The following is a 26,541-nucleotide window of genomic DNA, read 5'->3' on the forward strand; positions in this document are numbered from 1 at the left end:
TTTAAATGCTTAATCTTGAGCTGCGCTAAAAGTGTTTAGTGGTGTTACATTGGTTTCGCCTCGCTTTAGTCTATCGAGTTTTTTGAACCATTTAGCATAGGCGTCTTTTTGTTCATCTAGATAGTTTTCTCTGTCATAGATTCGCCAGGTACCCTTTAGAGAGTGTCCAATCATTACTTCGCCGATATGCGGATCGGTAAACTTAGATATATTTGTGCGCATAGTTCGGCGCAAGTCATGAATGGACCAGTGACTAATTTCAGGATAGTCATTCAAAACTAGCCATTTGTTAATTTGTTCAGGCCAATCTCCCCAGAATGATTGTACTGGTGGTTCCACACCGCGCTGACTAGTTACTAGATATTTTTTGCTATTAGACACGCCCATCAAAAATTCTATTTTTTCTCTCACCTCTGGAATAATTGGTCTCATGAGTGGCGATTTTGTTTGCTTTCCTGTTTTGTGGTTTTTAGGTGGAACAGTCCAGATCATCTTAAAAAAGTCGAAGTGCTTTTTCTCAGCTAGCCTCAGTTCACTCATTCTACAGCCAAAAAACAGACCTAAGAAAATAAGCGTGTTTTTCTTGTAATGTTGTTTCTGAGTTTGATCAAGGTAAGTGAGAAGCAAGATCAGTTCCTCATCATTAAGCACGCGCTTTGTTTCTCCAGGGCGTACTTGAAAGTCACGCTTCGCGGTGATGCCAACGAGTGGGTTATTTTCTAGTAATCTCCGTCGCACTGCTAACGCATAAGCATTTCTGGCGTTTGGTAATAGGCTAAGTATGACGGTTGGTGATTTGTCTCTTATTGATTCGAATGCATCAAAAAACATTGGCGTGGTAATATCTTTAGCGGGAATGCTGCCAAGTAATGGCAGTAGGTGGTTTTTGAATTGCGCATAAACATTCTCGTGCACTTTAAAGGTGGCTTTTGCTTCTTTTTCGTACCAGAGATCAACTAATTCATTGAGCGTTAATGCGTATGTGTTTTGCTCAACATCGATCTTCTTTTTTACCTTAGGGTTGATACCTTGCTCTAATGCAGCACGAAGCTCGATGTTCTTATCCCTTGCGTTTTTTAGAGACATACTGGGGTAGCGACCTAATGTTACCGCATCTGCTTTACCGTCGAATTGATAGCGCATAAAAAAGCTAACGCTTCCAGTTTTTGATATTCGGCAATACAAGCCATCTCGGTCGGTGAGAGTGAGCTGTTTGCTCTGTGGCTTTCGATGGAGTTTTTTTAAGGTGGAATCACTGAGCATACTAGGTAGTCTTTATACAAAAATTTATACACCAAAGGTTATACCTAATTATGATATTTTACAATTCTGTATTATACTAGATATCTCAAGTATCTGAATAGTATTGAATTAATGCATTTTGGTATGTTTGTTTATTGATGACGAGATATTCATAAGGTAATTATCGGATCTATTTTTAGATTCTTGTCGATTCTTGACAAATTTTATCGCCGAACATTTTCGAAAATTAATACATTTCTCAATAAAAGGTGCAATGGATTGCATTTGTTTGAGTAATTATCGTGACGGGTTGAGTTAAAAATGGCAAAAGCGAAAAGAGCTTATGTATGTAATGACTGTGGGGCTGACTTCCCTCGTTGGCAGGGGCAATGTAATGCATGTGGTAGTTGGAACACCATCAGTGAGGTTCGTTTAGCGGCATCACCTCAAGTCGCTCGTAATGAACGCTTGACCGGTTACGCAGGCAGTTCCACGGAATCTAGCGTCCAAACCTTATCTGAGATTGACTTACAAGAGGTCCCTCGATTTACCAGTGGTTTTAAAGAACTTGACCGTGTACTTGGTGGCGGGGTGGTCCCTGGGGCAGCTATCCTCATTGGTGGTAACCCAGGGGCAGGTAAATCGACACTGCTTTTACAAGCAATGTGCTGGCTATCGTCGCAAATGCCAACCCTTTACGTAACGGGTGAAGAATCCTTGCAGCAGGTTGCCATGCGAGCATCTCGTTTAGGTTTGCCAAAAGAGCACCTAAAAATGCTGTCTGAAACCAACGTTGATCGTATTTGCCAAGTGGCAGAGAAGGAACAACCGAAGCTGATGGTTATTGACTCCATCCAAGTTATGCATGTGGCTGATGTTCAATCGTCGCCAGGCAGTGTGGCTCAGGTAAGAGAGTCGGCAACCGCATTAACTCGATATGCTAAACAGAATAACGTTGCTATCTTCATTGTTGGTCACGTGACTAAAGATGGAACGTTGGCAGGTCCTAAGGTTCTTGAACATATTATTGACTGTTCGGTGTTGCTCGACGGTGGAACGGACAGCCGATTTAGAACGTTACGTAGCCACAAAAACCGTTTTGGTGCGGTCAATGAGCTAGGCGTATTCGCCATGACGGGACAAGGTTTGAAGGAAGTGAGTAACCCTTCGGCGATTTTCCTCTCTCGTGGTGAAGAAGAAACGTCAGGCAGCTCGGTTATGGTGGTGTGGGAAGGTACGCGTCCACTATTGGTTGAGATTCAAGCACTGGTTGATTATAGCCAGCTAGCAAACCCACGCCGAGTTGCAGTTGGCTTAGAGCAAAATCGCTTGTCTTTATTGCTTGCTGTTTTGCATAAACATGGCGGTCTGCAAATGGCTGATCAAGATGTATTTGTGAATGTGGTTGGTGGTGTCAAAGTGACCGAAACCAGTGCTGACCTTGCCTTGGTGATGGCCTTGCTTTCAAGCTTTAGAGACCGTCCACTACCTAAAGATGTCGTCGTGTTTGGTGAAGTTGGGCTGGCGGGTGAAATTCGTCCGGTTCCAAGTGGTCAAGAGCGATTAATGGAAGCGTTTAAGCACGGTTTCAAAAAAGCCATTGTACCAGCGGCAAATATGCCAAAAGGCGGTATTGAAGGTATGCAAATCCACGGAGTTAAGAAGCTATCTGAAGCGATTTCTGCTTTCGATGAACTTTAATGATGGTTTTTGTGAAAAATTAGGTAGAATGTCGCCAACAAAATGTATGATTTTACGAAATGACATCGAAAAATCACGAAGAGCAGCTAAAATTAACTGCGAACTAACAACAGTAGCCAACACGGATGAAGCTAGGTGTAACAAGCATTTAGAGGCAGTTTTGCTCTATTTGGCACCTTAATACGCCGCGAAGGCATAACTTTTTTTTAATACGAATGCACGCAAAGCTATCCGTCTTGACAGATTGTGATATACTCTGCGCGCATTTTATATCCTATTAACAGAGTAAAACGATGACTGATTTATCAAAATACAGAAATATTGGTATTTTCGCGCACGTTGATGCGGGTAAAACCACAACAACTGAGCGTATCCTAAAACTGACTGGCCAAATCCATAAGACTGGTGAAGTTCATGATGGTGAATCAACTACTGACTTCATGGAGCAGGAAGCTGAGCGTGGTATTACTATCCAATCAGCGGCAGTTAGCTGTTTCTGGAACGATCACCGTCTAAACGTTATCGATACTCCTGGACACGTTGACTTTACAGTTGAAGTATATCGTTCTCTGAAAGTACTAGATGGTGGTATCGGTGTATTCTGTGGTTCTGGTGGTGTTGAGCCTCAGTCAGAAACTAACTGGCGCTATGCGAACGAATCAGAAGTATCTCGTATCATCTTCGTTAACAAACTTGACCGTATGGGTGCAGACTTCTTCAACGTAGTTGATCAAGTTAAGAACGTTCTTGCTGCAAACCCACTAGTAATGGTTCTTCCAATCGGTCGTGAAGACGACTTCGTTGGTGTTGTAGACCTACTAAGCCGTAAAGCATACGTATGGGATGACTCTGGTCTTCCAGAAAACTACGAAGTTAAAGACGTTCCAGCTGACATGGTTGATGACGTTGAAGCTTACCGTGAAGAGCTTATCGAAACTGCTGTTGAGCAAGACGATGACCTAATGGAAGCGTACATGGAAGGTGAAGAGCCTTCAATCGAAGACATCAAGCGTTGTATCCGTAAAGGTACTCGTGACCTAGCATTCTTCCCAACATTCTGTGGTTCTGCATTTAAGAACAAGGGTGTTCAGCTAGTTCTTGACGCAGTTGTTGACTACCTACCATCTCCAACTGAAGTAGATCCTCAGCCTCTAACTGATCCAGAAACTGGTGAACCAACTGGCGAAGTTGCAACTGTATCTGCTGATGAGCCACTACGTGCTCTAGCATTTAAGATCATGGACGACCGTTTCGGTGCTCTAACGTTTATCCGTATCTACTCAGGTGTAATGAACAAGGGTGACACAATCCTTAACTCTGCAACTGGTAAAACTGAGCGTATCGGCCGTATGGTTGAGATGCAAGCAGATGAGCGTAACGAACTAACTACTGCACAAGCTGGTGACATCATCGCTGTTGTTGGTATGAAGAACGTTCAAACTGGTCACACTCTATGTGATCCTAAGCACGAGTGTACTCTTGAGCCAATGATCTTCCCTGAACCAGTAATCTCTATTGCTGTTTCTCCTAAGGACAAAGGTTCTACAGAGAAAATGGGTATCGCGATCGGTAAGATGGTTGCAGAAGATCCATCATTCCAGGTTGAGACTGACGAAGATTCAGGTGAAACTATCCTGAAAGGTATGGGTGAACTTCACCTAGACATCAAAGTAGACATCCTGAAGCGTACTTACGGCGTTGAGCTTGAAGTAGGTCAACCACAGGTTGCTTACCGTGAAACTATCACTCAAGCAGTTGAAGATAGCTACACGCACAAGAAACAGTCTGGTGGTTCTGGTCAGTTCGGTAAGATTGACTACCGTATCAAACCAGGTGAGCCAAACTCTGGCTTCACGTTCTCTTCAACAGTTGTTGGTGGTAACGTACCTAAAGAATTCTGGCCTGCAGTTGAGAAAGGTTTCGCATCTATGATGGAAACTGGTGTTCTAGCTGGCTTCCCAACGCTAGACGTTGAAGTTGAACTATACGACGGTGGTTTCCACGCTGTTGACTCGTCTGCAATCGCATTCGAAATCGCAGCGAAAGGTGCATTCCGTCAATCTATGCCAAAAGCTGGTGCTCAACTTCTAGAGCCAATCATGCACGTTGACGTGTTCTCTCCAGAAGACAACGTTGGTGATGTAATCGGTGACCTTAACCGTCGTCGTGGTATGATCAAAGACCAACAAGCTGGTGCTACTGGTGTTCGTATTAAAGCTGACGTTCCTCTATCTGAGATGTTCGGCTACATCGGTCACCTACGTACAATCACTTCTGGTCGTGGTCAGTTCTCTATGGAGTTCTCACACTACAGCGCTTGTCCAGCAAACGTTGCTGAAGAAGTTATTGCTAAAGCAAAAGAAGAGAAGAAGTAATTCGTCTTTTCCTTTGACTGATAAAACCCGCCTTATGGCGGGTTTTTTATTGCCTTTATAACGGCCTGAGTACATAGTCGGTGTCGATAATATCTAAATGAGACATATCGCACTGCTTAAAGTCAGCAACTTCTTGCTGTAGCCATTGAATAAAGATTTTGAGTTTAGGTCGATTGAAGTAATGCTCTGGAGCACATAGGTAATAGGCAAACTTAGGCTTGAGTGCGTAATTGCCGATTCGCACTAGGGTTCCTTCTTTAATGTAGCGATAGGCTAGGCTGTGTTTGATAAGCCCAACGCCTTGAACAGACAGTGCGCCTTCGACAACGAAGTGCGAGCCGTTATATTGTAGCGTTCGATTGCCTACAGGCGCACCGACATGTTGTAGCCACAAGTTCCAATCCATATCCGGCCAAGTATCTTCAATCAGGTCGGCTCGATGCAAATCTTGAACATCATAAATCTGGTGTTGCTGTTGATACAGCGGGTGGCACACAGGGTAGATAATATCTTCCATGAGTAAGTGGCTTTGCACGCCCTCATAGATACCTTCACCATAACGTAGACAAATATCAACGGATTGATCCTGAAAAGAGACCAATTGGTTATTAGGCTCGATCAAAAGCGCAATATCAGGGTTTTGCTGACGAAAGCTTTGTATTCTCGGCACCAACCAGTGCTGAGCAAATGATGGCAATGTCGAGATGGACAAACGATTGGGGTTAGGATCTTGGTTGACACTCTGAACTCCGGTGAATATATGTTCAAAGCCCTTAGCAAGTTCTCTATATAGTTGTTGGCCCTCTGGCGTTAATAACACTTTCCTGTGCTGCCGATAAAACAAATGACAACCTAGGCTCTCTTCCAACTGTCGAATTTGTTGACTTACCGCAGCCGCTGAAACAAACAGACGATTGGCGGCCACTTTAAAGCTGCCTAGTTCAGCCGCTTTATAGAAATAGTAAAGTCCTTGAAGGGGAGGCAGCTTTTCTTTCACTTAAGTTTTCCTTAACTCAAAGTCAAAATAGATCGTTTGTCACATATTGATGTTTTGCATAAAAATTATACAAAACAGAGGAGGATAGGCAATGGATAAAACAATCAACTCCGATCAATATGTACAAGATAGAGCGGTGAAAGGTTTGTTGACTAAGTTAATCTTAACTTACGTCAGGCAATGGCGTCAGAATCAACGTACTAGAAAAGTGTTGTCGGAAATGCCAGCTCATTTGTTAGAAGACATTGGAGTGACTAGAGAACAGGCCAATCGAGAAAGTCGAAGACCATTTTGGCAATACAAATAAAAAAGGCGACTAACGTCGCCTTTATCTAGTATGCATGGGTGTTACTCTTCCCAAACGACCAGCTTATCTTTAGGCCAGCTATGGCCGACTTCATGATACTTCTGTTCAAGCAAATGGCGTTTGATTTTCAGTGTTGGTGTCAGTAACCCGTTCTCAATACTCCATGGTTCCTTAACCATTAATACACCTTTGATTTGCTCATGAGACTCAAGTTCTTGATTCATGCGCTTAACGACACGCTCAGCGGTACGTGCGTAGCGTGCTTTGTCAAAGTTAGGGAAGTCGTGAGGCACAACGAGTAAGATTGGAGCTGGTAAGCCTAAACCGATTAAACACATCATTTCGACACGACTGTATTCCGCCAGCTTTTTCTCAATAGGTACAGGTGCGACAAACTTACCTTTAGCCGTTTTGAAGGTGTCTTTCTTACGACCCTGAATGTTTAGATAACCTTCGTCATCAATAGCGCCGATATCGCCAGTATGTAACCATCCTTCGCTATCAAATGCTTCTTGAGTCGCAATGTCATTTTTGTAGTAGCCCGAGAAGAGACCTTGTCCTCGAACCATGATTTCATCATCCTCAGCAATCTTAAGCTCAATACCTGGGCCTGCGTTACCAACAGTACCTATTTTGTCGGCCCTAAATGGGTAGTTAATGGTACTGTAAGCGAAAGATTCGGTCATGCCCCAGGCTTCAGTAATATTCAGCCCGACGCTGTGATACCAATCTAATAGAGCTGGAGGCACTGGAGCGGAACCACAACCAAGTACTCGTGCTTGGTCAAGTCCTAAGCCGTCTGCCAACTTCTTCTTAATCAATGAATTGACAAACGGTATCTTAAGTAGAATGTTGAGTTTCTTCTGTGGCAGCTTATCTTGAATACGCTGCTGGAACAGAGTCCATAGTCGCGGCACTGAAATAAACAGTGTTGGACGCTGCATCTTCACATCTTCGATAAAGGTGTCTAGTGACTCTGGGAATGCAGTCTGCACGCCTCCTACTACTGATGAACCAAAGATGTACACTCGCTCAGTAATATGAGCTAGCGGTAAATAAGAGAACAGACGATCGTTGGGTTCAATGCCAATATGGTCGATAAGTCTTTGTACCGACCAGCTAAATGCGCCATAGGTCAACATGGCACCCTTTGGTAGCCCCGAGGTACCTGAGGTATAAACCAATGACATTAGCTTGTCGTCATAGTGAACAGGGCGCTCTTCACTTGGCTTGCTATCAGCGATCAATTGATTAAATGTGTGCTGGCAATCTGGCGCGGTATCGTAAGGCAGGGAAATCGTGATTAGATCACCAAGAGACTCAATGACAGAGGTGGTGGCTTTAGCATCATCAAGTTTACCTGCAATCAACACCTTACTTTCACTGTGTGTTAGACAGTATTCAATGGTATCGGCACCAGCGGTTGGGAAAATTGGTACACTGATGTAGTCGCCAAGCATCATCGCTAAGTCGCAAATAAACCACTCTGCGCAGTTTTTGGAAATGAGCGCGACCTTTTCGCCTGGCTGTATGCCAAGACCACGAAGAGCAGAAACAAGACGTAATGCTTTATCTGCTACGTCAGCATAAGTGAATTCGACGAACTCACGATTGATAATTTGTTTTAAGTAAACTTCATTCGGTCTTTCTTGCGCCCACTTTAGGATCATCTCGTTGGGCGGCGGTAGGGTACAACTTGAGAGAGTGCTTTCATTAGGCAGTATCATTCCTGAACTCCGTTTTCGTGTAGAACGATAATTTATAGTTATTGTAATGTTAATGTGTTGTTAACATTACAATACTAGTCACAATGGGTAAGTACCGCAAGATGCTAATGACGGATTATTGTGGGCTCAAGCACATTATTGGAGCAAAAGCTCCAATAATGTGAGTTAAGTGGAATATAAGGATTTAGATTGTCCAATAAGATTTTAATGCCAAGGAATATGTGTGGAATACATAACAAGCTTGATTGCGTCTTGCTGGCAGCGCAATGCGTGCACACAATTGCTATCAATCTTGCCGAGTGCGACCATCTTTTCTAGTTCCAATAATGCATGGATCAAGGACCAAGATTCACTGTAATGACGGTGACTGGTTAGGGCATCAAAAATGTTAGCAACGGTAACAATACGAGCAGCAATAGGAATTTCGGCATGACTTAGTCCGTTTGGGGCACCTGAACCATCTAAATATTCATGATGATATTGGATGATATCTGTTAACAGTGTCATGCTGGTTGGCTGCCGATCGTGGATCTGTTTTGCGAGCTGGTTGACTAAGTTCAGCCCTTGTTGAATTTGTCCTTGCATTGCGACATTGCTATGCCACATTTCTTGCCACGGAGAGCTCTGCTTCGAACTCAATGAAGAGTACTTACCTATGTCGTGTAACTCTGCAAAGTGCACGATATAGTCGATGGTTTCATCATCGAGTTGATACAGTTCAGCCACTTGCAGCGCAATGAGCCTTGCGTACTGACCGACTCGGTAAGCATGATCGAGGCTCTCATCTAGATGTTCGAAATTGGTACTACGAACGGTATAGCCCATATCAGCCATAGCATTGACGTAGCTGCGCTGTTCGTTGACCGCTTTAGCGAGCTCATTGGTACAAGAGGTTAATTGTTCAACCGTAGTATTGTCGAAAAACTGAGGTTGGTTTGCATCTAAAAATAGTAACCCAGTAAAGTGACCATCGTTGAGGACGGGTAAGGTTAATGAGGCCGCATAAGGCTGTTGTAACAACCAACGCGAGTGTTGCGATGAGTTGGTAATGGTTGATGAAAGGTCATTAATGACGCGATGTTTATGCTTGCAGGCCAGTTGCCCAAGCGCGGAGTTAGCGCTAATAGGAGCACTGTATCGAAGCAGGGGCTCTCCTTGTAATGTACTATGTGCAAATGTACTCAACCTAGCATGCTGGGCATCGAAGAGCGCGACAGAGATTCTAACGATTTCGGGAGCATGAAGGCTAATAGCATGATGGGCACGTTTTAATTCATCATTAATAGAGCCTCGGCTCGAACTCCGATGATGGCTCCCAATAGAGCAGTCCTTTCTCATAACTCACCCCCTGTTTGTGTAGGTGTTTTAGCACCTAATCACTGCTTGTCGATATAAAACCCTTTTATTGAATTGAAACAGCAATGAGGGGAAATCCCCTCATTAATTAGTGTATGACTAAGCTGAAAATCTGACGAGAAATATTACCTAAAATCAGAGTGATAATTGATTTAGATTAAACTTACCACGGCTGGTGATAGTAACCCTGCAAAAGCAAAGAACACCACCATCCAAACGATAGGCAGTTTAAACTGCTTCATAAGGAGTGCACCTAAAAGCACCCAAGCAAGATCCATTGCACCAAAAACAGCGCTAACAAAGACAGGCTGGTAGAGGGCAGACAATAACAAACCAACTACGGCGGCGTTTACGCCCACCAATGCACCAGAAATCGCCGGTATTTTAGCGAGCTGCTGCCAGTTTTTTAACACGCCGATAAGGAGCAAAAAGCCAGGAACAAATACACCAAGTGTTGCAACAATCGCTCCCCTTATTGGTGCCGAGGGCATTAGCTCATAACCGATGTAAGTAGCAAAAGTGAACATTGGCCCTGGCACTGCCTGCGCTGCGGCATAACCCGTCAAGAAAGCGTCTTGCGTTAATTGATCGCCCACAATATTTTGTAACAGAGGAAGAACTACGTGACCGCCACCAAATACCAAACTGCCTGCTTGGTAGAAATCGGAGAAAAGTGCTATCGATGACGACCATTGACCTATAAATGGTAGGGCGATAAGAAGTACGACGAAGCTGACTAATGGCAATACAGAGAAAGACAGTTTACTGGAGGTATTTACGATTTCTGTATTTGCGAGATATCGGACGCCTAGAAGAGCAGCTACAACTAAAACCAGAATTTGCGCTACAATACTTTGGAACAAAAGCAGTGTAATGGCAGTAGCGATACAAATAGAAACAGTGAGTTTAGATTTGCAGAAATTCTTATACATACCCCAAGTGGCGTCAGCGACTACTAACACGGCGAGAAGTTTCAGACCGTGCACCACATTCTGAAAGTAACTGGATTCAGTGAGCTGACTGCTCAAGACTGCAAGGGCAAGCATGAGGATTACTGATGGCAGTGTGAAGCCAAGAAATGCCATGATACCACCGCCAATGCCTGCGCGTTGATAACCGACAGCAAAACCGACTTGGCTTGAACCTGGGCCCGGTAGAAATTGGCTTAAAGCAACAATTTGAGCGTACTCTTCATCGCTTAGCCAATTGAGTTTCTCAACAAAGGTATTGCGGAAATAACCTATATGAGCTGCGGGACCACCAAAGCTGACCCATCCTAGAGCGAAAAAGATCTTAAATATAGCAAACAATGACTCATTGCTGTTTGAGTGGTTGTTTGTGGTTTCTTTGCTTAACGTAGACACCTGCGCACCTATCTTATGAAAATAACAATTTCGATTAGCGCCGATGCTACTGACTCATCTATAATGATTCAAATTAATAGATTTGATAGATACTATGAGTGAAACTGGACGAGAGAAGATTGATTGGAAACGCATTGATTTAAATTTGTTGATCGTATTCTTTCACCTTTACCAAACACGCAGTGTGTCTGTAGCGGCTGAGAAGAGCTTTGTCAGTCAGTCAGCAATGAGTCACAGTTTATCTAAGTTACGAACTTTGTGTGGGGACCGACTTTTTGAACGCAAAGGTCATCAAATGGTACCGACAGAGCGAGCTACAGAGCTGTATCCAACGGTAGAACAGATATTAAATCTGGTGCAATTTAACGTGTTACCCACAGAACAATTCTTGGCAAAGAATTATCGCGGAATCTGCAAAATAGGATTAACTGATTACGCGGAGTTTATCTTTGCTCCAACTATTTATGACGCCATAGTGTCACAAGCCCCTGGCGCAAAAGTCAGTTTCATCAATGTTAATCGACACAATTACCGTTCAGTCAGTGAGCAGGAAAACTTAGACATCATCATCGGTAGTATTCCCGATTTAGAGCAGCAGTTTAGTGCGCAAAAGCTCTACACTGAAAAACACGTCTGTATCTATGACAGTAGTTTGGTGAAGGTTGGCGAATTGGATATCGAGACCTTCGCCTCTCTGCCGCATTGCTTAGTCAGTCCGGAGGGTAACTTCACGAGTAACGTCGATAAGCAGCTAGAGTCAATTGGATTATCCCGTGAAGTCACTGCCGTCTCGCGAAACTTTCTGACGATAGGGCGTTTAGTTACTGGTCGTGAGATGTTTGCGATAGTGCCCGAAAAAATGGCCAAGATTAACCTGATTCAAACTAACCTTACATCCGCTCCACCACCAGTGCCCGTGGCTGATTTTGATATCTCTATGATTTGGAAGAAGCAGTCGCACATGAGCGATAAAATTCATTGGCTAAAAGACACCATATATGAAGCCATTTTATCGTCGCTGCATGAAACCACACTTTAGTGGTAAGGATTACACAAGTTTGCGCTGTAACAATTGTTAACGTATCCAAATTAGCAGTTAGTTGCATATGGAGGCTAACTGCTAACAATTCTGTTAAGAAAGTGATCAGACCCACAACCTAAGCAATTTCTAGCGACAATAGATCAAAAATCCCATCTCTCCCCCTTTAATTCTAAAAAATAAATGCTAATTTCTCTGTGTAAACGTTTCCAAATGGAAGCAAAAACCCCTACAAAAAATGAGAATAACAGTTATGAAGAAGCAAATGGTTAAAGGATTAGTGGCCTCTGCAGTAGGTTTAGCTTGTTTCAGTCAAACAGCATTCGCGAAAGACATCACGGTGTGGGCATGGGATCCAAACTTTAATGTGGCCATCATGCAAGAAGCTGCCGAGAAATACGAAGCGAAGCATGAAGATGTAAACATTAAAGTCGTTGATTTTGCGAAAGCGGATATCGAACAGAAGCTGCATACTATGCTAGCGTCTGGAATCACGTCGGCATTGCCTGATGTGGTATTGATTGAAGATTACAATGCTCAGAAATACTTACAGTCATATCCTGGCTCATTTGCTCCTATGACAAATGTCGTTGATTACACTAAGTTTGCTCCGTACAAAGTGAATGTAATGACCGTCGGCGACGAAGTATATGGCCTACCATTTGATACTGGGGTATCAGGCCTTTACTACCGTACTGATATTCTTGAAAAAGCAGGCTTCAGCGCTAAGGACATGGAAAATATTACTTGGGACCGTTTCATTGAAATTGGCAAACAAGTGAAAGAGAAAACTGGCGTTTCCATGCTAGGTAATAATCCATCTGACCTTGGTTTGCTGCGCGTCATGATTCAAGGTGCAGGCAGTTGGTACTTCAACCAAGATGGTAGCTTAAACATTGCAAACAACAAAGCGCTTGAAGAAGGCATTAAGATTTTCCGTGATCTTCATACGACAGAAATCGCGCGTCCTACCATTGGCTGGTCTGAGTGGGTTGGTTCGGTAAATAGCGGCGCTGTTGCTTCTATTACGACTGGTGTTTGGATTACAGCATCAGTGAAAGCTGGTGAAGGTCAAGAAGGTAAATGGGCGGTCGCACCAACACCACGCTTGAATGTAGAAGGAGCAGTGAACAGCTCTAACCTTGGTGGTTCAAGCTGGTATGTATTGAGTGCATCGAAAGAAGCAGATACAGCCATCGACTTCTTAAATCAAACTTTTGGCTCAGACAAAGAGTTCTACAACGAAATTCTTAAGAAGCAAGGTGCAGTAGGTTCTTACTTACCAGCTGGTAACACACAAGCCTACCAATATGAAGATAGCTACTTCAATAACCAAAAGATTTACGCAGACTTCAACAAGTGGGCTGCTGAAATTCCAGCGGTTAACTATGGTATGTACACCTATGAAGTCGATGCTGCGATTGCAGCGCAGATGCCTTCAATCATGCAAGGTGCACCAATCGACAAAGTCTTAGAAAGTGTTGAGCAACAACTGAAATATCAAATTCAATAATCGTTTTTCCTTTGCCCCCATCTCTGCTGCGAGTCAGGGTGGGGGCCTTTTCTTCTCTTTGTTGGTGTCATTATGAGTGAATTAGTCAAGACGATTAAGTCTAACTCCAAAAACAATAAAAATAGCTTTCAGCGTTTTTATGATATTAATGGCTGGGGTTTCGTTTTACCTGCCGTCATATTAGTGTCCTTATTTATGATCTACCCAATAGTGAATTCACTTTGGATGGCCATGCACTCTGGACGTGGTGTTATTATGGAGTTCGTTGGTTTTGGCAACGTAACTCGTTTATTTAACGATCCTGTATTTTTAAAAGCACTCTCGAATACGTTTATTTTCTTGATTATTCAAGTGCCTATTATGATCTTGCTTTCGTTAGCATTATCGTCTTGTTTAAACTCACCAAATCTTAAATTCAGAAGCTTATTCCGCTTAGCGATTTTCCTACCATGTGTTACTTCCTTGGTAGCTTACTCGATTCTATTTAAGAGTATGTTTGCGTATGAAGGTATTGTGAACTCATTCCTTATGTGGACAGGCATTGTAAGCGACCCAATTCCATGGATGGCTGACCCATTTTGGGCCAAAGTAACCATTATTATTGCGATTACGTGGCGCTGGACTGGCTATAACATGATCTTCTTCTTGTCTGCAATGCAGAACATAGATAAGTCAATTTATGAAGCTGCGCGTATTGAAGGTGTGAGTCCTATTAAACAGTTCTTCTTTATTACGGTTCCCTTGCTTAAGCCAGTAATCCTATTTACTACGGTTATGTCGACCATTGGTACATTGCAGTTATTTGATGAGGTGGTGAATATTACCGCTGGTGGTCCTGCGAATGAAACTCTAACGTTATCTATGTATATCTATGACCTGTCATTTAAGTTTGTTCCAAACTTCGGTTATGCAGCAACGGTATCGTACGTCATCGTATTCTTTGCCGCTATTCTAGCAATGCTTCAATTTAGAATTGCGAGGGATAAATAATGAACAATAAAAACAAAGCGATGCGTGGTTTAATGTACGCATTTCTATCAATATTCTCGTTAGTCTCATTATTTCCGTTTTATTGGATGATTGTGTCCAGTACTAACACAACGACTCAGGTTAATACGGGTAAATTCACTTTTGGTGACCAATTACTGATTAACTTAGCTAAATTGAATGAGCAAATTGACCTTTGGCTAATTTTCTACAATACCTCGAAGATTGCCATTATTAGTACGCTGTTTACGCTGCTAATCTCATCCATGGCTGGTTATGGTTTTGAAGTGTATAAGAGCAAGGTTCGTGACCGTGTTTACAGTGCCATGCTGCTGACAATGATGATTCCATTTGCCGCGCTGATGATTCCACTGTTCACACTAATGGCGAAGGCAGGTCTGTTGGATACTCACCTTGCAGTGATGCTACCGACCATTGCTTCAGTATTCATTGTGTTTTATTTCCGCCAATGTACTAAAGCGTTCCCATCAGAACTTATTGATGCGGCGCGAGTTGATGGTGTGAAAGATTGGAAAATCTACCTGTTTGTTTATATGCCCGTGATGAAAACCACGTACGCGGCTGCCTTTATTATCGTCTTTATGACGTCGTGGAATGCCTTTTTATGGCCGTTGATTGTATTGCAATCTGCCGAACTAAAAACAATTAACTTAGTGCTGTCCTCTTTGTCGTCAGCCTACTTCCCTGATTTTGGCATCATTATGGTGGGGACTGTGGTGGCAACCATTCCAACCCTAGCCGTATTCTTTTTGATGCAGAAGCAATTTGTGGCCGGTATGACTGGCTCTGTGAAATAGTGAGATGTTTAGAATGAGAACTTTCGATCAAGTAATTTCCGCTAGAGAGTGGGAAAACCAGCATGTAACGCATCATAACGTTCTGGACGCACATGCGCCGCTTAATGCGTTTCACAGTGAAGTTGCTGCAAAAGAGAACCGACCGTCTGAGAATATGCGCTCGCTAAACGGTGAATGGAAATTTAAGTTGTTCTCTCAACCGGAGCAGGTTGAAGCATCGTGTGTTGAAACTGCGTTTGACGACAGTCAATGGGACGCGATTCAAGTGCCAAGTAACTGGCAACTGCAGGGTTTTGATAAACCTATCTATACCAATGTTAAGTATCCGTTTGCTGATACCCCACCAATCGTGCCGCAGGATAACCCAACAGGGTTGTATCGTGTGTCATTCACACTCGACAGCGTCAAAGCTGATGAGCGCCAAACCGTGACTTTCGATGGTGTGAACTCGGCATTTCATATCTGGTGTAATGGAGTATGGGTTGGTTATTCTCAAGACAGTCGTCTAGCGGCTGAGTTCGACCTGACTGACTTTGTCGTTGAAGGTGAAAACCAATTATCAGTGATGGTTCTTCGTTGGTCTGACGGTTCGTATCTCGAAGATCAAGATATGTGGTGGCTGAGTGGAATTTTCCGTAACGTTACTCTGCGCACTAAGCCAAAAACAGCCATTGCTGATGTACAGGTTAACACTGAGCTTGATGCGTGCTACCGCGATGCAGTGCTAAAAGTCACCACTAAGCTTACTGAGAAGGCCTCACCATTTAGCGTCAATATTGAGCTGTTTGATGAATTGGGCAATAGCATCTTTGGGCGCAAGTCTGCACTATGTGGTCAGCGCATCATCGATGAGAAAGGTCCGTGGCAAGAAGTCGCTGAGCATCAGGTTGCTATTGAAAACCCGAAAAAATGGAGTGCTGAAGAGCCGAATCTTTACCGTCTAGTGGTTTCTCTTAATGACGAAGATGGTCAGTTGGTGGATTGTGAAGCATACAACGTTGGCTTCCGCAGCGTTGAGATCACTGACGGTCAATTGAAGGTGAACGGTAAGGCACTGTTGGTACGCGGGGTTAACCGTCACGAACATCATCCAGAAATGGGTCACACTATGACTCGTGAAGGCATGATTGAAGACATCAAACTGCTTAAACAATACAACTTCAATGCAGTGCGCACTGCACACTATCCGAATGATCCACTTTGGTATGAGTTATGTGACGAATACGGCTTATATCTAGTTGATGAGGCCAACATCGAAACGCACGGTCAGTTCCCAATGTGTCGTCTGTCAGATGATGTCACATGGATGAACGCGTATATGCGTAGAATGACTCGTTTGGTTGAGCGCGATAAAAACCACCCATCCATTATCATTTGGTCTTTAGGCAATGAGTCAGGTATTGGTAACAACCATCATGCAATGTACCAATGGACTAAACTTCGCGATCCATCACGTCCGGTACAATATGAAGGTGGCGGTTCCGATACGGCAGCAACCGATATTATCGTGCCGATGTATGCTCGTGTGGACAGCGATCAGCGTCATCATATCGACCCAACGGTTACTCCAAAACTTGCCATCAAAAAGTGGCTTGGAATGCCGGGCGAAGAGCGTCCGCTTATCCTTTGCGAATACGCACACGCAATGGGGAACAGTTTAGGTAGCTTCGACAAATACTGGGATGTGTTCCGCGAGTACCCACGCTTACAAGGTGGTTTCATTTGGGACTGGGTAGACCAAGGTTTGACTAAGACCGACGAAAATGGCACTCAGTACTGGGCATATGGCGGTGATTTTGGTGATGACATCAATGACCGACAGTTCTGTATCAATGGTCTCATTTTCCCTGACCGCACCGTGCATCCTACTTTGTTTGAAGCGAAAAAGGCGCAACAATTCCATCAAGTCACCCTTCGCTCTACTGAGCCTGTAGTGATTCGAGTACAAAGTGAGTACCTATTTACATCGCCAAGCGATGAGGTATTAAACTGGACTATTACAGAAGATGGTTTTGCCATAGCCCAAGGCTCTACGGAGTTAATTATCTCTCCAGAAGGTCACCTTGATATTCAGTTAGCTGAAGCATTACCAGAAACTAAGTTAGGTAGTGATTACCATCTTAATGTTGAGATTGTAAAAACCTCTGCAACCACATGGTCTGAGGCTGGTCATCTCGTGTCAGCAGAGCAAATTACCTTGCCTGCGAAGTTTGGTCTAGCACCGCAACTAAGTAACGATTCTGGTTTGCCTGATGCAGTAGTGAAAGGTGATACCTTGACGCTGACTGCGGGTGAGCAATCTATTACGTTTGATAGCGCAACAGGGTATCTAACGTCTTGGTTAGTAGCAGGACAAGAGTCGTTACTGCAAGCTCCAAAAGATAACTTCTACCGTGCGCCATTGGATAATGACATCGGCACCAGTGAAGCTGACCGAGTGGATCCAACAACATGGCTAGCTCGTTGGGATGCGGCAGGTCTGCCATCGTTGACGGCCGAATGTATTGGCTTTGACCACTTTGCTCGTGGCAAATACCACCAAGTAGAATCTCGCTACGCTCATACGTTTGAAGGGCAGTTAGTGTTTGAAACACTATGGACTTATCAAGTCTTCAATGATGGTGAAGTCAACGTAGATGTAACGGTCAACGCGGCTAAAGGTCTGCCATCACTGCCTCGAGTCGGTATGGAGTTAGCACTTGCTAACACAATCGATTCAGTTAGCTGGTATGGACGTGGTCCTTTTGAAAACTACAGCGATAGAAAACTGGCGGCGCATATGGGACGTTATCAAGCGTCTATTGAAGAGATGCATACGCCCTATATATTCCCAACTGATTGTGGCCTACGCAGTGATGTTAAACAGAGCCAAATTGGCGCGTTATCGATTACTGGTGAGCACCACCTCTCCGTCAGTCGCTATAGCACTGAAGTGATGAAAGCAGCGAAACATACCAATGAATTGGTGGACAGCGGAAAACTGTTTGTGCGCGTCGATGGCTTCCATATGGGCGTGGGCGGTGATGACTCATGGACACCAAGCGTTCATGAAGAATTCAAGTTGCTTGCTGAACAATATCGCTATCAGTTGACGCTGCGTATGTCAGCGTACGCATAGCGTTTCATCATTCATAGAGATTGAACTTCGCTTGCTAAGGAGACGCTTAGCAAGCGAACAAAAAGAATAAAGGATAGAACATGGCAGATATTAAACTTTCCAATGTAGTGAAGCGCTATGGTGATGCAACCGTTATTCACGGTGTGGATCTTGATATCAAAAAAGGCGAATTCGTTGTTTTTGTCGGTCCATCGGGCTGTGGTAAATCAACGCTACTACGTCTAATTGCTGGTCTCGAAGAGATCACCGATGGTGTTTTAGAAATTGATAACAAAGTGGTGAACCATGTTGACCCGGCTGAGCGTGGAATTGCGATGGTATTCCAATCGTACGCGCTATATCCGCATTTAACGGTTGAGGAGAACATGGGCTTTGGGATGAAGATGAATGGCTTCCCTAAAGACGAAATCAAAACGCGAGTAGACCGCGCAGCAAAAGCCCTACAACTTGATCATCTTATGGATCGCAAACCTAAAGATATGTCAGGTGGTCAGCGTCAGCGTGTGGCGATTGGGCGTGCGATTGTTCGTGATCCAAAAGTATTCTTGTTTGACGAGCCTCTATCAAACCTTGATGCCGAACTGCGTGTAGACATGCGCTTGCAAATTGCCAGTTTGCACCGCGAGCTTGATACCACGATGATCTACGTTACCCACGATCAGGTAGAGGCGATGACCCTAGCTGATAAGATTGTCGTATTACGTGATGGTCAAGTAGAGCAAGTGGGTTCTCCGCTTGAGCTCTACAACAGTCCAGCTAACGAGTTTGTGGCTGGTTTTATCGGTTCGCCAAAGATGAACATGCTACCTGCACACGTTACCAGTGTTGGTGATGATAGCATTACCATTTCATTACCAGATGAGCAGTCTATTAAGGTCAAGGTGGATACGTCTAAAGTAAAAGAAGGCGATAAGGTGAGCTTTGGTCTGCGTCCTGAGCATATTGCTTTGGATAACTCTGGTGAGCAGAAGCTTCATTTCTCAACACAAGCAGTAGAGCGCTTGGGGAACAGCACATACCTGTTTGGTATGGTAGCGGGCTTTGATAACTATCGAGTGCACGTTTCAGGTGACTTTGAAGTTGTTCGTGGTGATGAGTTGGATCTGAGTTTCAATGTAGAAGATTGCCATATCTTCTTAGATTCACTTTGTATTTCGAACATCTAACTAAAATGGGCTAGCAATCGCTAGCCCATTTTTCTATCCGCTACTTTTTATCCGCTACGTCAAGGCGAAGCGTGTCCATACTTTAGAGCGCCAGCGTCGAATCATTACGATACCGCGAACCCACTCATCCATACCAATAGCAATCCAAGCGCCTATTACGCCATAGCCCCAATGAATGCCAAGCAGATAGGCAAACAGAACCGCAATACCCCACATGCTCAAGATTCCCATTTTTACAGGGAACTTGATATCGCCAGCACCTTTGAGTGCGGCGATGAATATTAAGTTGGATACGCGTCCAGACTCGACAAATATTGAACCGCCAATAAGCAGTGCCACCAAAACAACAATTTCGCTATCTTGTGTGAACAGATCAATCAATGGATAACGGAACAGAAACAGCAGTACAACAATACCAGTCGATGCGATTAGGCCCACTAAATAGTATTTTTGAACTCGGCCTAAGATGTCATCGATCCAGCCTTTACCGATAAAGTAGCTGGCCTGAATTTGTCCGGCTTGCCCAAGAGCTAATGCAAAAGCAAACGACACGCGAGTGATGTTCTGTGCGTAAGTGTAAGCGGCAAGGGAAGAGGTTCCCATCTGCACCACAAAATATACGATGGTCATTTGCGCCATGTTGTAAGAGAGAATTTCTCCGGCGTTCATGGCACCGATCTTCATAATCTTTTTGTACAGTGCTTTAGGGATCTCGCGCCATTGGTTAAATGGCAGCTCAATGCGTTTTTTACGAACGACCCAGATCATCAATAAGGTACCGATCACTTGGCTGACTACTGTCGCAGTCGCAACGCCACTAACGCCAAAGACTGGCAACCCAAATGGTTGGTACAGCGCTACATAGTTACCGGCGATATTAATCACCCCAGCGATGAGGTTGATAACCATAGGGGATCGTGAGTAACCATGACTACGTAATATTGTAGTCAGTACTATGCCTATGGTGACATTGAACGTCATGGAGCCGCTGATGATCAGGTATTCGTAACCAAAGGCTGCTACTTGATCTTCAAGACCAAATAGCGCGATAAAATGTTCCGCCCCTAAAAACAGTGACAGACTGAGAACGCCACCGACCACTACCGCTAACAGGATACTGGCAACACCAGTTTGTGCAGACTCGCTGAATTTGGATGCGCCGTTGTATTGAGCGATAAGTATTCCTGTACCACTGCTTACCATCATGGAAACAACAATCAAGAAGAAAGTAATTTGGGTAATAACACCAACAGCGGATACCGCTAAGTCGGAGTACCCACTGAGCATAAACACATCCGTGGTATTAAGTGCGGTTCTTAGCAAAACTTCAATAAAGATTGGCCAAGTCAACGCTACGATATTCATTCGTTTGCTGAGCGCTGAAGCATTTTCAGACATTCGATTACGCCTAATTAAATAGAGGAGCTGATTAAAGGGGCGGCAAGTGTACTCTCAAATAGAGTAAACGCAATACCACTAGTAAAGGTAGGGGATAGTTTGACATATTTCGAACTATTGTAAACGTTCTCATAGAAGATCGAGAATACGTAAGAATTACAGCAGCAAAATTCGGTAAAAAAGGAGACCAAGATCTCGATGTTACACTATGAAACGTTCAGAGAGCTTGTTTTTACATGATGTGTTAACCATTTCAAACAAATTAAACAACTCGTTACAGATGTTGTTACGTTTGTAAATTTTTTTAACTTCCTCACATTAATTGTTCATTTTATCACTATACTCTGGGTTAAACGTTTTCACTTTGAATGCAATTTAGTCAAACAATAACGTTTTTATCCCCTACACAAACACTATAAAATTAACAAATAGGACTTGTTCAATGAAAAAGTTAACTCTTCTAGCTGCGCTATGTGCTGGTATGGGCTTCGGAACTCAAGCAGTTGCAAGCACAACAGTAGGTTTTACTATCTACAAGTACGACGATAACTTCATGTCTGTAGTTCGCCAAGCTATCGAGAAAGAAGCAGGCCAAGACAGCGATACTCGCATCCTGATGAACGATTCTCAGAACAGCCAGTCTATGCAAAATGACCAAGTTGATGTAATGCTTGCTCGTGGCGTTCAAGCGCTTGCTATCAACCTAGTTGACCCTGCAGCGGCACCAACCATCATCCAGAAAGCGAAAATGGATGACGTGCCAATTGTTTTCTATAACAAAGAACCAAGTGCTAAAGCACTAGCAAGCTATGATAAGGCTTACTATGTAGGTACTGACTCTAAAGAGTCAGGCATCATCCAAGGTGACTTAATTGCTCAGCAATGGAAAGCGAATCCATCTTGGGATAAGAACGGCGACGGCGTTCTATCTTATGTTCTTCTTAAAGGCGAACCAGGTCACCCAGATGCAGAAGCACGTACTACGTACTCTGTAAAAACTATCAATGACAACGGCATCAAGACTGAAGAGCTACACATGGATACAGGCATGTGGGATACAGCGATGGCGAAAGATAAGATGGACGCATGGTTGTCTGGCCCTAACGGTAACAAGATTGAAGTGGTTATTGCTAACAACGACGGTATGGCAATGGGCGCAGTAGAAGCTCTGAAAGGTGCGGGTGCTGATATCCCTGTGTTCGGTGTTGATGCTCTAGCGGAAGCACTAGCGCTTATCAAGTCTGGTGAAATGGCGGGTACTGTGCTTAACGATGCAGACTCTCAAGCAAAAGCAACATTTGAATTGGCTCGTAACCTAGCAAATGGCAAAGCGGCAACTGAAGGCACTCAGTGGGAACTGAACAACAAAGTTGTACGTGTTCCTTATGTTGGCGTTGATAAGTCAACTCTAGAATAATCTCGCAAATAAGGGAGAAGTGATAACTTCTCCCTTAATCCCTACCAAGCATATCGATACCAATCATTAAAATTATTGGTATGGGATTGTTTTGTCTGATTTCTACCTAATACCAGATAATTAATAAGTGATGCCATGGAAAATCAACAGCATGAATTTCTGTTAGAAATGACAGGGGTGAGTAAGTCTTTCCCAGGGGTTAAGGCATTAGACAAGGTAAATCTTAAAGTTCGACCACACTCTATTCATGCGTTAATGGGTGAGAATGGGGCGGGTAAGTCGACGTTACTAAAATGCCTATTCGGAATATACGAAAAAGATGAAGGCGATATTGTTTTCCTAGGAGAGCATGTCGATTTTCAATCATCAAAAGAAGCATTGGAATCTGGGGTTTCAATGGTTCACCAAGAATTGAACCAGGTACTTCAATGTACCGTTATGGATAATATTTGGCTTGGCCGCTATCCAAAGAAAGGCCTCTTTGTCGATCACGACAAAATGTACCATGATACCAAAGAGATCTTTAAAGAACTCGACATCAATATCGATCCTAAAGTGAAAGTGAATACCTTATCGGTATCACAAATGCAGATGTTGGAAATCGCTAAAGCGTTCTCTTACGATGCAAAAATCGTGATCATGGACGAGCCAACCTCCTCTCTGACTGAGAAAGAGGTAAACCACCTGTTTACCATCATCAAGAAATTGAAAGATAAAGGGTGCGGCGTTGTTTATATCTCACACAAAATGGAAGAGATCTTTGCCATTTGTGATGACATCACCATTCTCCGTGATGGTCAATGGGTCGATACGCGCCCTCTTGAAGGTCTCACTATGGACTCTATTATCGCCATGATGGTAGGTCGTGAACTGACGCAGCGTTTCCCAGAAAAAAGTAATGTACCTAAAGAAACGATTCTTGAGGTCAAAAATCTCACCGCACTTAACCAACCTTCTATTCAAGATGTTTCATTTGAACTTAAAGCCGGCGAAATCCTAGGGGTTGCAGGTTTGGTGGGTTCAAAACGAACTGACATCGTAGAAACCATTTTTGGTGTTCGAGAGCGCAGCGAAGGCACCATTTTGCTTAACGGCAAAGAGATGCGAAATCGAGATGCGCATGAGGCGATCAACAATGGTTTTGCTTTGGTTACCGAAGAGCGTCGCTCGACCGGTATCTACGGCAATCTTGATATTACCTTTAACTCCTTAGTGGCGAACGTTGAGGAATACAAAACCAAGTCTGGTTTGCTAAGCAATAAGAAAATGAAAAGTGACACTCAATGGGTGATTGATTCAATGAGCGTGAAGACGCCGGGTCATGAAACGGCGATTGGATCACTGTCTGGTGGTAACCAACAAAAGGTCATCATTGGTCGCTGGTTGTTAACGCAACCTGAAATTCTCATGCTTGATGAACCAACTCGTGGTATCGACGTTGGTGCGAAGTTCGAAATCTATCAACTTATTTTAGAGTTAGCGAAGAAGAACAAAGGCATCATCATTATCTCTTCAGAAATGCCGGAACTATTGGGTATCACCGACCGAATTCTTGTGATGAGTAATGGTCGTGCTGCTGGTGTCGTCGAGACGAAGAATACTACTCAGAATGAAATTTTAGAGCTGGCCTCTCGTTACCTCTAGGAAAAATATTATGGACTCAGTAAAAACATTTGCACTAAAGCACCTCAAAGAAGGGGCTATTTATGCGGTTCTTTTTATCTTGTTAGCGGTAATCGTGATTCAAGAGCCGTCTTTCTTAAGTTTACGTAACTTCAGTAACATCCTGACTCAGTCCTCGGTGCGTGTCATTATCGCTCTGGGTGTGGCTGGCTTGATTGTGACTCAGGGTACTGACCTTTCTGCAGGCCGTCAGGTTGGTTTAGCAGCGGTGGTCTCCGCGACGTTACTGCAATCCGTTGATAACGTAAACAAGGTTTTCCCAAGCATTGGTGAAGTGCCAATTGTTGCGGTTATCCTTGTTGTTTGTGCTATCGGTGCAATCATCGGTTTAGTGAACGGTATCATCGTTGCTTACCTCAAAGTAACACCGTTCATCGCTACTCTAGGTACGATGATCATCGTTTATGGTATTAACTCTCTTTACTACGACTCTGTAGGTGCATCACCGATTGCAGGTTTCGATGAGCGCTTTTCTGTGTTCACGCAAGGTTTTATACGGATGGGAGATTTTAGGTTCTCCTACATAACCTTCTACGCCATTATCGCCATCATCTTTATGTGGATTCTATGGAACAAGACGGTCTTTGGTAAAAACATCTTTGCAGTGGGTGGTAACCCGGAAGCTGCGAAAGTATCGGGCGTTAACGTACCAATGACGCTGTTAAAAGTGTACGCGTTGTCTGGTGTATTCTACGCTTTCGGCGGTATGTTAGAAGCAGGCCGTATCGGTAGTGCCACCAACAACTTAGGTTTCCTCTACGAGCTTGATGCCATTGCGGCCTGTGTGGTGGGTGGTGTGTCCTTTGCAGGTGGTGTCGGTAGTATCGCCGGGGTCGTTACCGGTGTTCTTATCTTCACCGTTATCAACTATGGTATGACTTATATTGGTGTGAGTCCGTACTGGCAGTACATCATTAAAGGTTCCATCATTATCTTCGCGGTCGCACTTGACTCAATGAAGTACGCGAACAAGAAGTAACTTCCAATAGGCGTCCATTTCGGGCGCCTTTTTGTTTCCTTTTCACAGCTATTGGTTAAATTTGTGTAATCGTTTAACTTTGGTTTTTGGGTTTAGGGTCCTTAATTAAAGGTGTTCATATCCACTTTTACGCTATCAGTAGCTGTTTTTTATTGAAATTAGTGTAAACGTTTACACTTTTTGCGCTTGATCACAGATCGATCTTGCTGGCTATTGCTACAATTTCCTCAGTTTGAGAATAACGAGCGTATTCGCGTAACAACTCGCTCAATAATCAGAGTTTAACGTAGGAGTGTAATGTGAAAGTACTAGTGACGGGTGGAATGGGCTATATCGGCAGTCATACCTGCGTTCAAATGCTGGAAAGTGGTATCGAGCCTATCATCATCGATAACTTGTGTAATGCGAATCAAGCCGTGCTATCACGCATTGAAGCATTAACGGGTCAAGCACCGACATTTTATCAGGGTGATATTCGCGACGAAGCACTACTTGACCGTATTTTTGAGGAAAATGAAATTCAGTCGGTGATCCATTTTGCTGGTCTCAAGGCTGTGGGTGAGTCTGTTGCCAAACCTATCGAGTACTATGACAACAATGTGAATGGCACATTAGTACTTGCACGTTCAATGAGAAAAGCAGGCGTGAAGAGTATTATCTTCAGCTCTTCTGCCACAGTCTATGGTGATCCAGAAGTAGTACCTATCACCGAAACGTCTCCTGTTGGCAATACGACTAATCCGTATGGCACCAGCAAGTTTATGGTCGAGCGCTGCCTAAGCGATGTATTCACATCGGACGAAGAGTGGAGCATCACCTTACTACGCTACTTCAATCCAGTTGGCGCACATCCCTCGGGCACTATGGGCGAGGATCCAAAAGGTATTCCGAACAACCTAATGCCATTTATTGCTCAAGTAGCTGTTGGTCGCCGTGAAAAGTTAGCGGTGTTTGGTAATGATTACCCAACACCAGACGGTACTGGCGTTCGCGATTATATTCATGTCATGGATTTAGCGGATGGTCACATCGCGGCGTTGAAAGCCGTTGGCCTTAAGTCTGGATTGCATATCTATAACCTTGGTACAGGCAAAGGCAGCAGTGTACTAGAGATGGTGGATGCTTTTGCGAAAGCCTGTGGTAAGCCTATTCCTTATGATTTGCAGCCGCGCCGTCCTGGTGATATCGCAGAGTGCTGGGCAAGTACGGCCAAGGCAGAAGCCGATTTAAACTGGAAAGCAACACGTACATTGCAAGACATGACCGCTGATTCATGGCATTGGCAGTCAAACAATCCTAATGGTTATGACAGCGAATAGACCGCCTTGTTATCCCAATTGATTTTTAGAATTTA

Annotated in this window: 19 protein-coding genes; 13 read left to right on the plus strand and 6 right to left on the minus strand. The window is 43.8% G+C overall.

From position 1 onward, the window contains the following. Positions 1 to 9: 9 nt before the first annotated feature. A complete protein-coding gene (locus HOP38_RS02740; protein ID WP_198557379.1) occupies positions 10 to 1,263 on the minus strand; it encodes a tyrosine-type recombinase/integrase in 1,254 nt (417 codons plus the stop codon). 300 nt (positions 1,264 to 1,563) lie between these two features. Between HOP38_RS02740 and radA the strand changes: the two genes are divergently transcribed. Next, the gene (radA, locus tag HOP38_RS02745; RefSeq protein ID WP_006071967.1) at positions 1,564 to 2,943 is read left to right on the plus strand and encodes a DNA repair protein RadA; all 1,380 of its coding nucleotides are present in this window, start codon (positions 1,564 to 1,566) and stop codon (positions 2,941 to 2,943) included. 293 nt (positions 2,944 to 3,236) lie between these two features. Continuing rightward, positions 3,237 to 5,318, plus strand: a complete 2,082-nt coding sequence (fusA, locus tag HOP38_RS02750) for an elongation factor G (RefSeq protein ID WP_006071965.1) — start codon at positions 3,237 to 3,239, stop codon at positions 5,316 to 5,318. A 55-nt stretch (positions 5,319 to 5,373) separates the two neighbouring features. Here the strand turns inward: fusA and HOP38_RS02755 are convergent, their stop codons facing one another. Beyond that, positions 5,374 to 6,315, minus strand: a complete 942-nt coding sequence (locus HOP38_RS02755) for a LysR substrate-binding domain-containing protein (protein WP_006071963.1) — start codon at positions 6,313 to 6,315, stop codon at positions 5,374 to 5,376. 91 nt (positions 6,316 to 6,406) lie between these two features. Between HOP38_RS02755 and HOP38_RS02760 the strand changes: the two genes are divergently transcribed. After that, entirely contained in the window at positions 6,407 to 6,622 is a 216-nt protein-coding gene (locus HOP38_RS02760) for a DUF1127 domain-containing protein (protein WP_198557380.1), read from the plus strand. A 41-nt stretch (positions 6,623 to 6,663) separates the two neighbouring features. On the opposite strand, the gene HOP38_RS02765 is transcribed toward HOP38_RS02760, so the two are convergent. The 3 genes from HOP38_RS02765 to chrA form a co-directional block, all read right to left on the minus strand. After that, positions 6,664 to 8,349 (minus strand): AMP-binding protein, encoded by a 1,686-nt coding sequence (locus HOP38_RS02765; RefSeq protein WP_198557381.1) that lies wholly within the window; start codon positions 8,347 to 8,349, stop codon positions 6,664 to 6,666. A 204-nt stretch (positions 8,350 to 8,553) separates the two neighbouring features. Continuing rightward, entirely contained in the window at positions 8,554 to 9,687 is a 1,134-nt protein-coding gene (locus HOP38_RS02770) for an HD domain-containing phosphohydrolase (RefSeq protein ID WP_198557382.1), read from the minus strand. Positions 9,688 to 9,857: 170 nt separating this feature from the next. Further along, positions 9,858 to 11,015, minus strand: coding sequence for a chromate efflux transporter (chrA, locus tag HOP38_RS02775; RefSeq protein WP_198558242.1), 1,158 nt, complete (start codon positions 11,013 to 11,015; stop codon positions 9,858 to 9,860). 148 nt (positions 11,016 to 11,163) lie between these two features. Here chrA and HOP38_RS02780 point away from each other — a divergent pair, with 148 nt between their 5' ends. The 6 genes from HOP38_RS02780 to HOP38_RS02805 all read left to right on the plus strand — a co-directional run bounded on the left by HOP38_RS02780 (position 11,164) and on the right by HOP38_RS02805 (position 19,710). After that, positions 11,164 to 12,108, plus strand: a complete 945-nt coding sequence (locus tag HOP38_RS02780; protein ID WP_198557383.1) for a LysR family transcriptional regulator — start codon at positions 11,164 to 11,166, stop codon at positions 12,106 to 12,108. Positions 12,109 to 12,361: 253 nt separating this feature from the next. Beyond that, positions 12,362 to 13,621 (plus strand): ABC transporter substrate-binding protein, encoded by a 1,260-nt coding sequence (locus HOP38_RS02785; protein ID WP_006071952.1) that lies wholly within the window; start codon positions 12,362 to 12,364, stop codon positions 13,619 to 13,621. Positions 13,622 to 13,693: 72 nt separating this feature from the next. Further along, complete coding sequence (locus HOP38_RS02790) at positions 13,694 to 14,611, plus strand: carbohydrate ABC transporter permease (protein ID WP_006071943.1); 918 nt, start codon at positions 13,694 to 13,696, stop codon at positions 14,609 to 14,611. Beyond that, a complete protein-coding gene (locus HOP38_RS02795) occupies positions 14,611 to 15,426 on the plus strand; it encodes a carbohydrate ABC transporter permease (RefSeq protein ID WP_006071941.1) in 816 nt (271 codons plus the stop codon). The genes HOP38_RS02790 and HOP38_RS02795 overlap by 1 nt, the downstream gene beginning before the upstream one ends. Positions 15,427 to 15,439: 13 nt before the next feature. Beyond that, positions 15,440 to 18,544, plus strand: a complete 3,105-nt coding sequence (locus tag HOP38_RS02800) for a beta-galactosidase (protein WP_198557384.1) — start codon at positions 15,440 to 15,442, stop codon at positions 18,542 to 18,544. 80 nt (positions 18,545 to 18,624) lie between these two features. Then, entirely contained in the window at positions 18,625 to 19,710 is a 1,086-nt protein-coding gene (locus HOP38_RS02805; protein ID WP_006071937.1) for an ABC transporter ATP-binding protein, read from the plus strand. Positions 19,711 to 19,764: 54 nt separating this feature from the next. On the opposite strand, the gene HOP38_RS02810 is transcribed toward HOP38_RS02805, so the two are convergent. Then, positions 19,765 to 21,108, minus strand: a complete 1,344-nt coding sequence (locus HOP38_RS02810) for an MATE family efflux transporter (protein WP_038225461.1) — start codon at positions 21,106 to 21,108, stop codon at positions 19,765 to 19,767. A 442-nt stretch (positions 21,109 to 21,550) separates the two neighbouring features. On the opposite strand from HOP38_RS02810, the gene mglB reads away from it, so the two are divergent. From mglB to galE, 4 genes are all read left to right on the plus strand, one after another. After that, positions 21,551 to 22,525 (plus strand): galactose/glucose ABC transporter substrate-binding protein MglB, encoded by a 975-nt coding sequence (gene mglB / locus HOP38_RS02815; RefSeq protein WP_006071934.1) that lies wholly within the window; start codon positions 21,551 to 21,553, stop codon positions 22,523 to 22,525. A gap of 135 nt (positions 22,526 to 22,660) precedes the next feature. Beyond that, positions 22,661 to 24,169, plus strand: coding sequence for a galactose/methyl galactoside ABC transporter ATP-binding protein MglA (mglA, locus tag HOP38_RS02820; protein WP_198557385.1), 1,509 nt, complete (start codon positions 22,661 to 22,663; stop codon positions 24,167 to 24,169). 10 nt (positions 24,170 to 24,179) lie between these two features. Continuing rightward, positions 24,180 to 25,187: a galactose/methyl galactoside ABC transporter permease MglC gene (gene mglC, locus HOP38_RS02825; RefSeq protein ID WP_006071930.1), complete on the plus strand. Its 1,008-nt coding sequence runs from the start codon at positions 24,180 to 24,182 to the stop codon at positions 25,185 to 25,187. Positions 25,188 to 25,486: 299 nt separating this feature from the next. Continuing rightward, the gene (galE, locus tag HOP38_RS02830) at positions 25,487 to 26,506 is read left to right on the plus strand and encodes a UDP-glucose 4-epimerase GalE (protein ID WP_006071928.1); all 1,020 of its coding nucleotides are present in this window, start codon (positions 25,487 to 25,489) and stop codon (positions 26,504 to 26,506) included. Positions 26,507 to 26,541: the final 35 nt, after the last annotated feature.

It is taken from the genome of Vibrio mediterranei (assembly GCF_013364395.1).
In the GTDB taxonomy this organism is placed as follows: domain Bacteria; phylum Pseudomonadota; class Gammaproteobacteria; order Enterobacterales; family Vibrionaceae; genus Vibrio; species Vibrio mediterranei.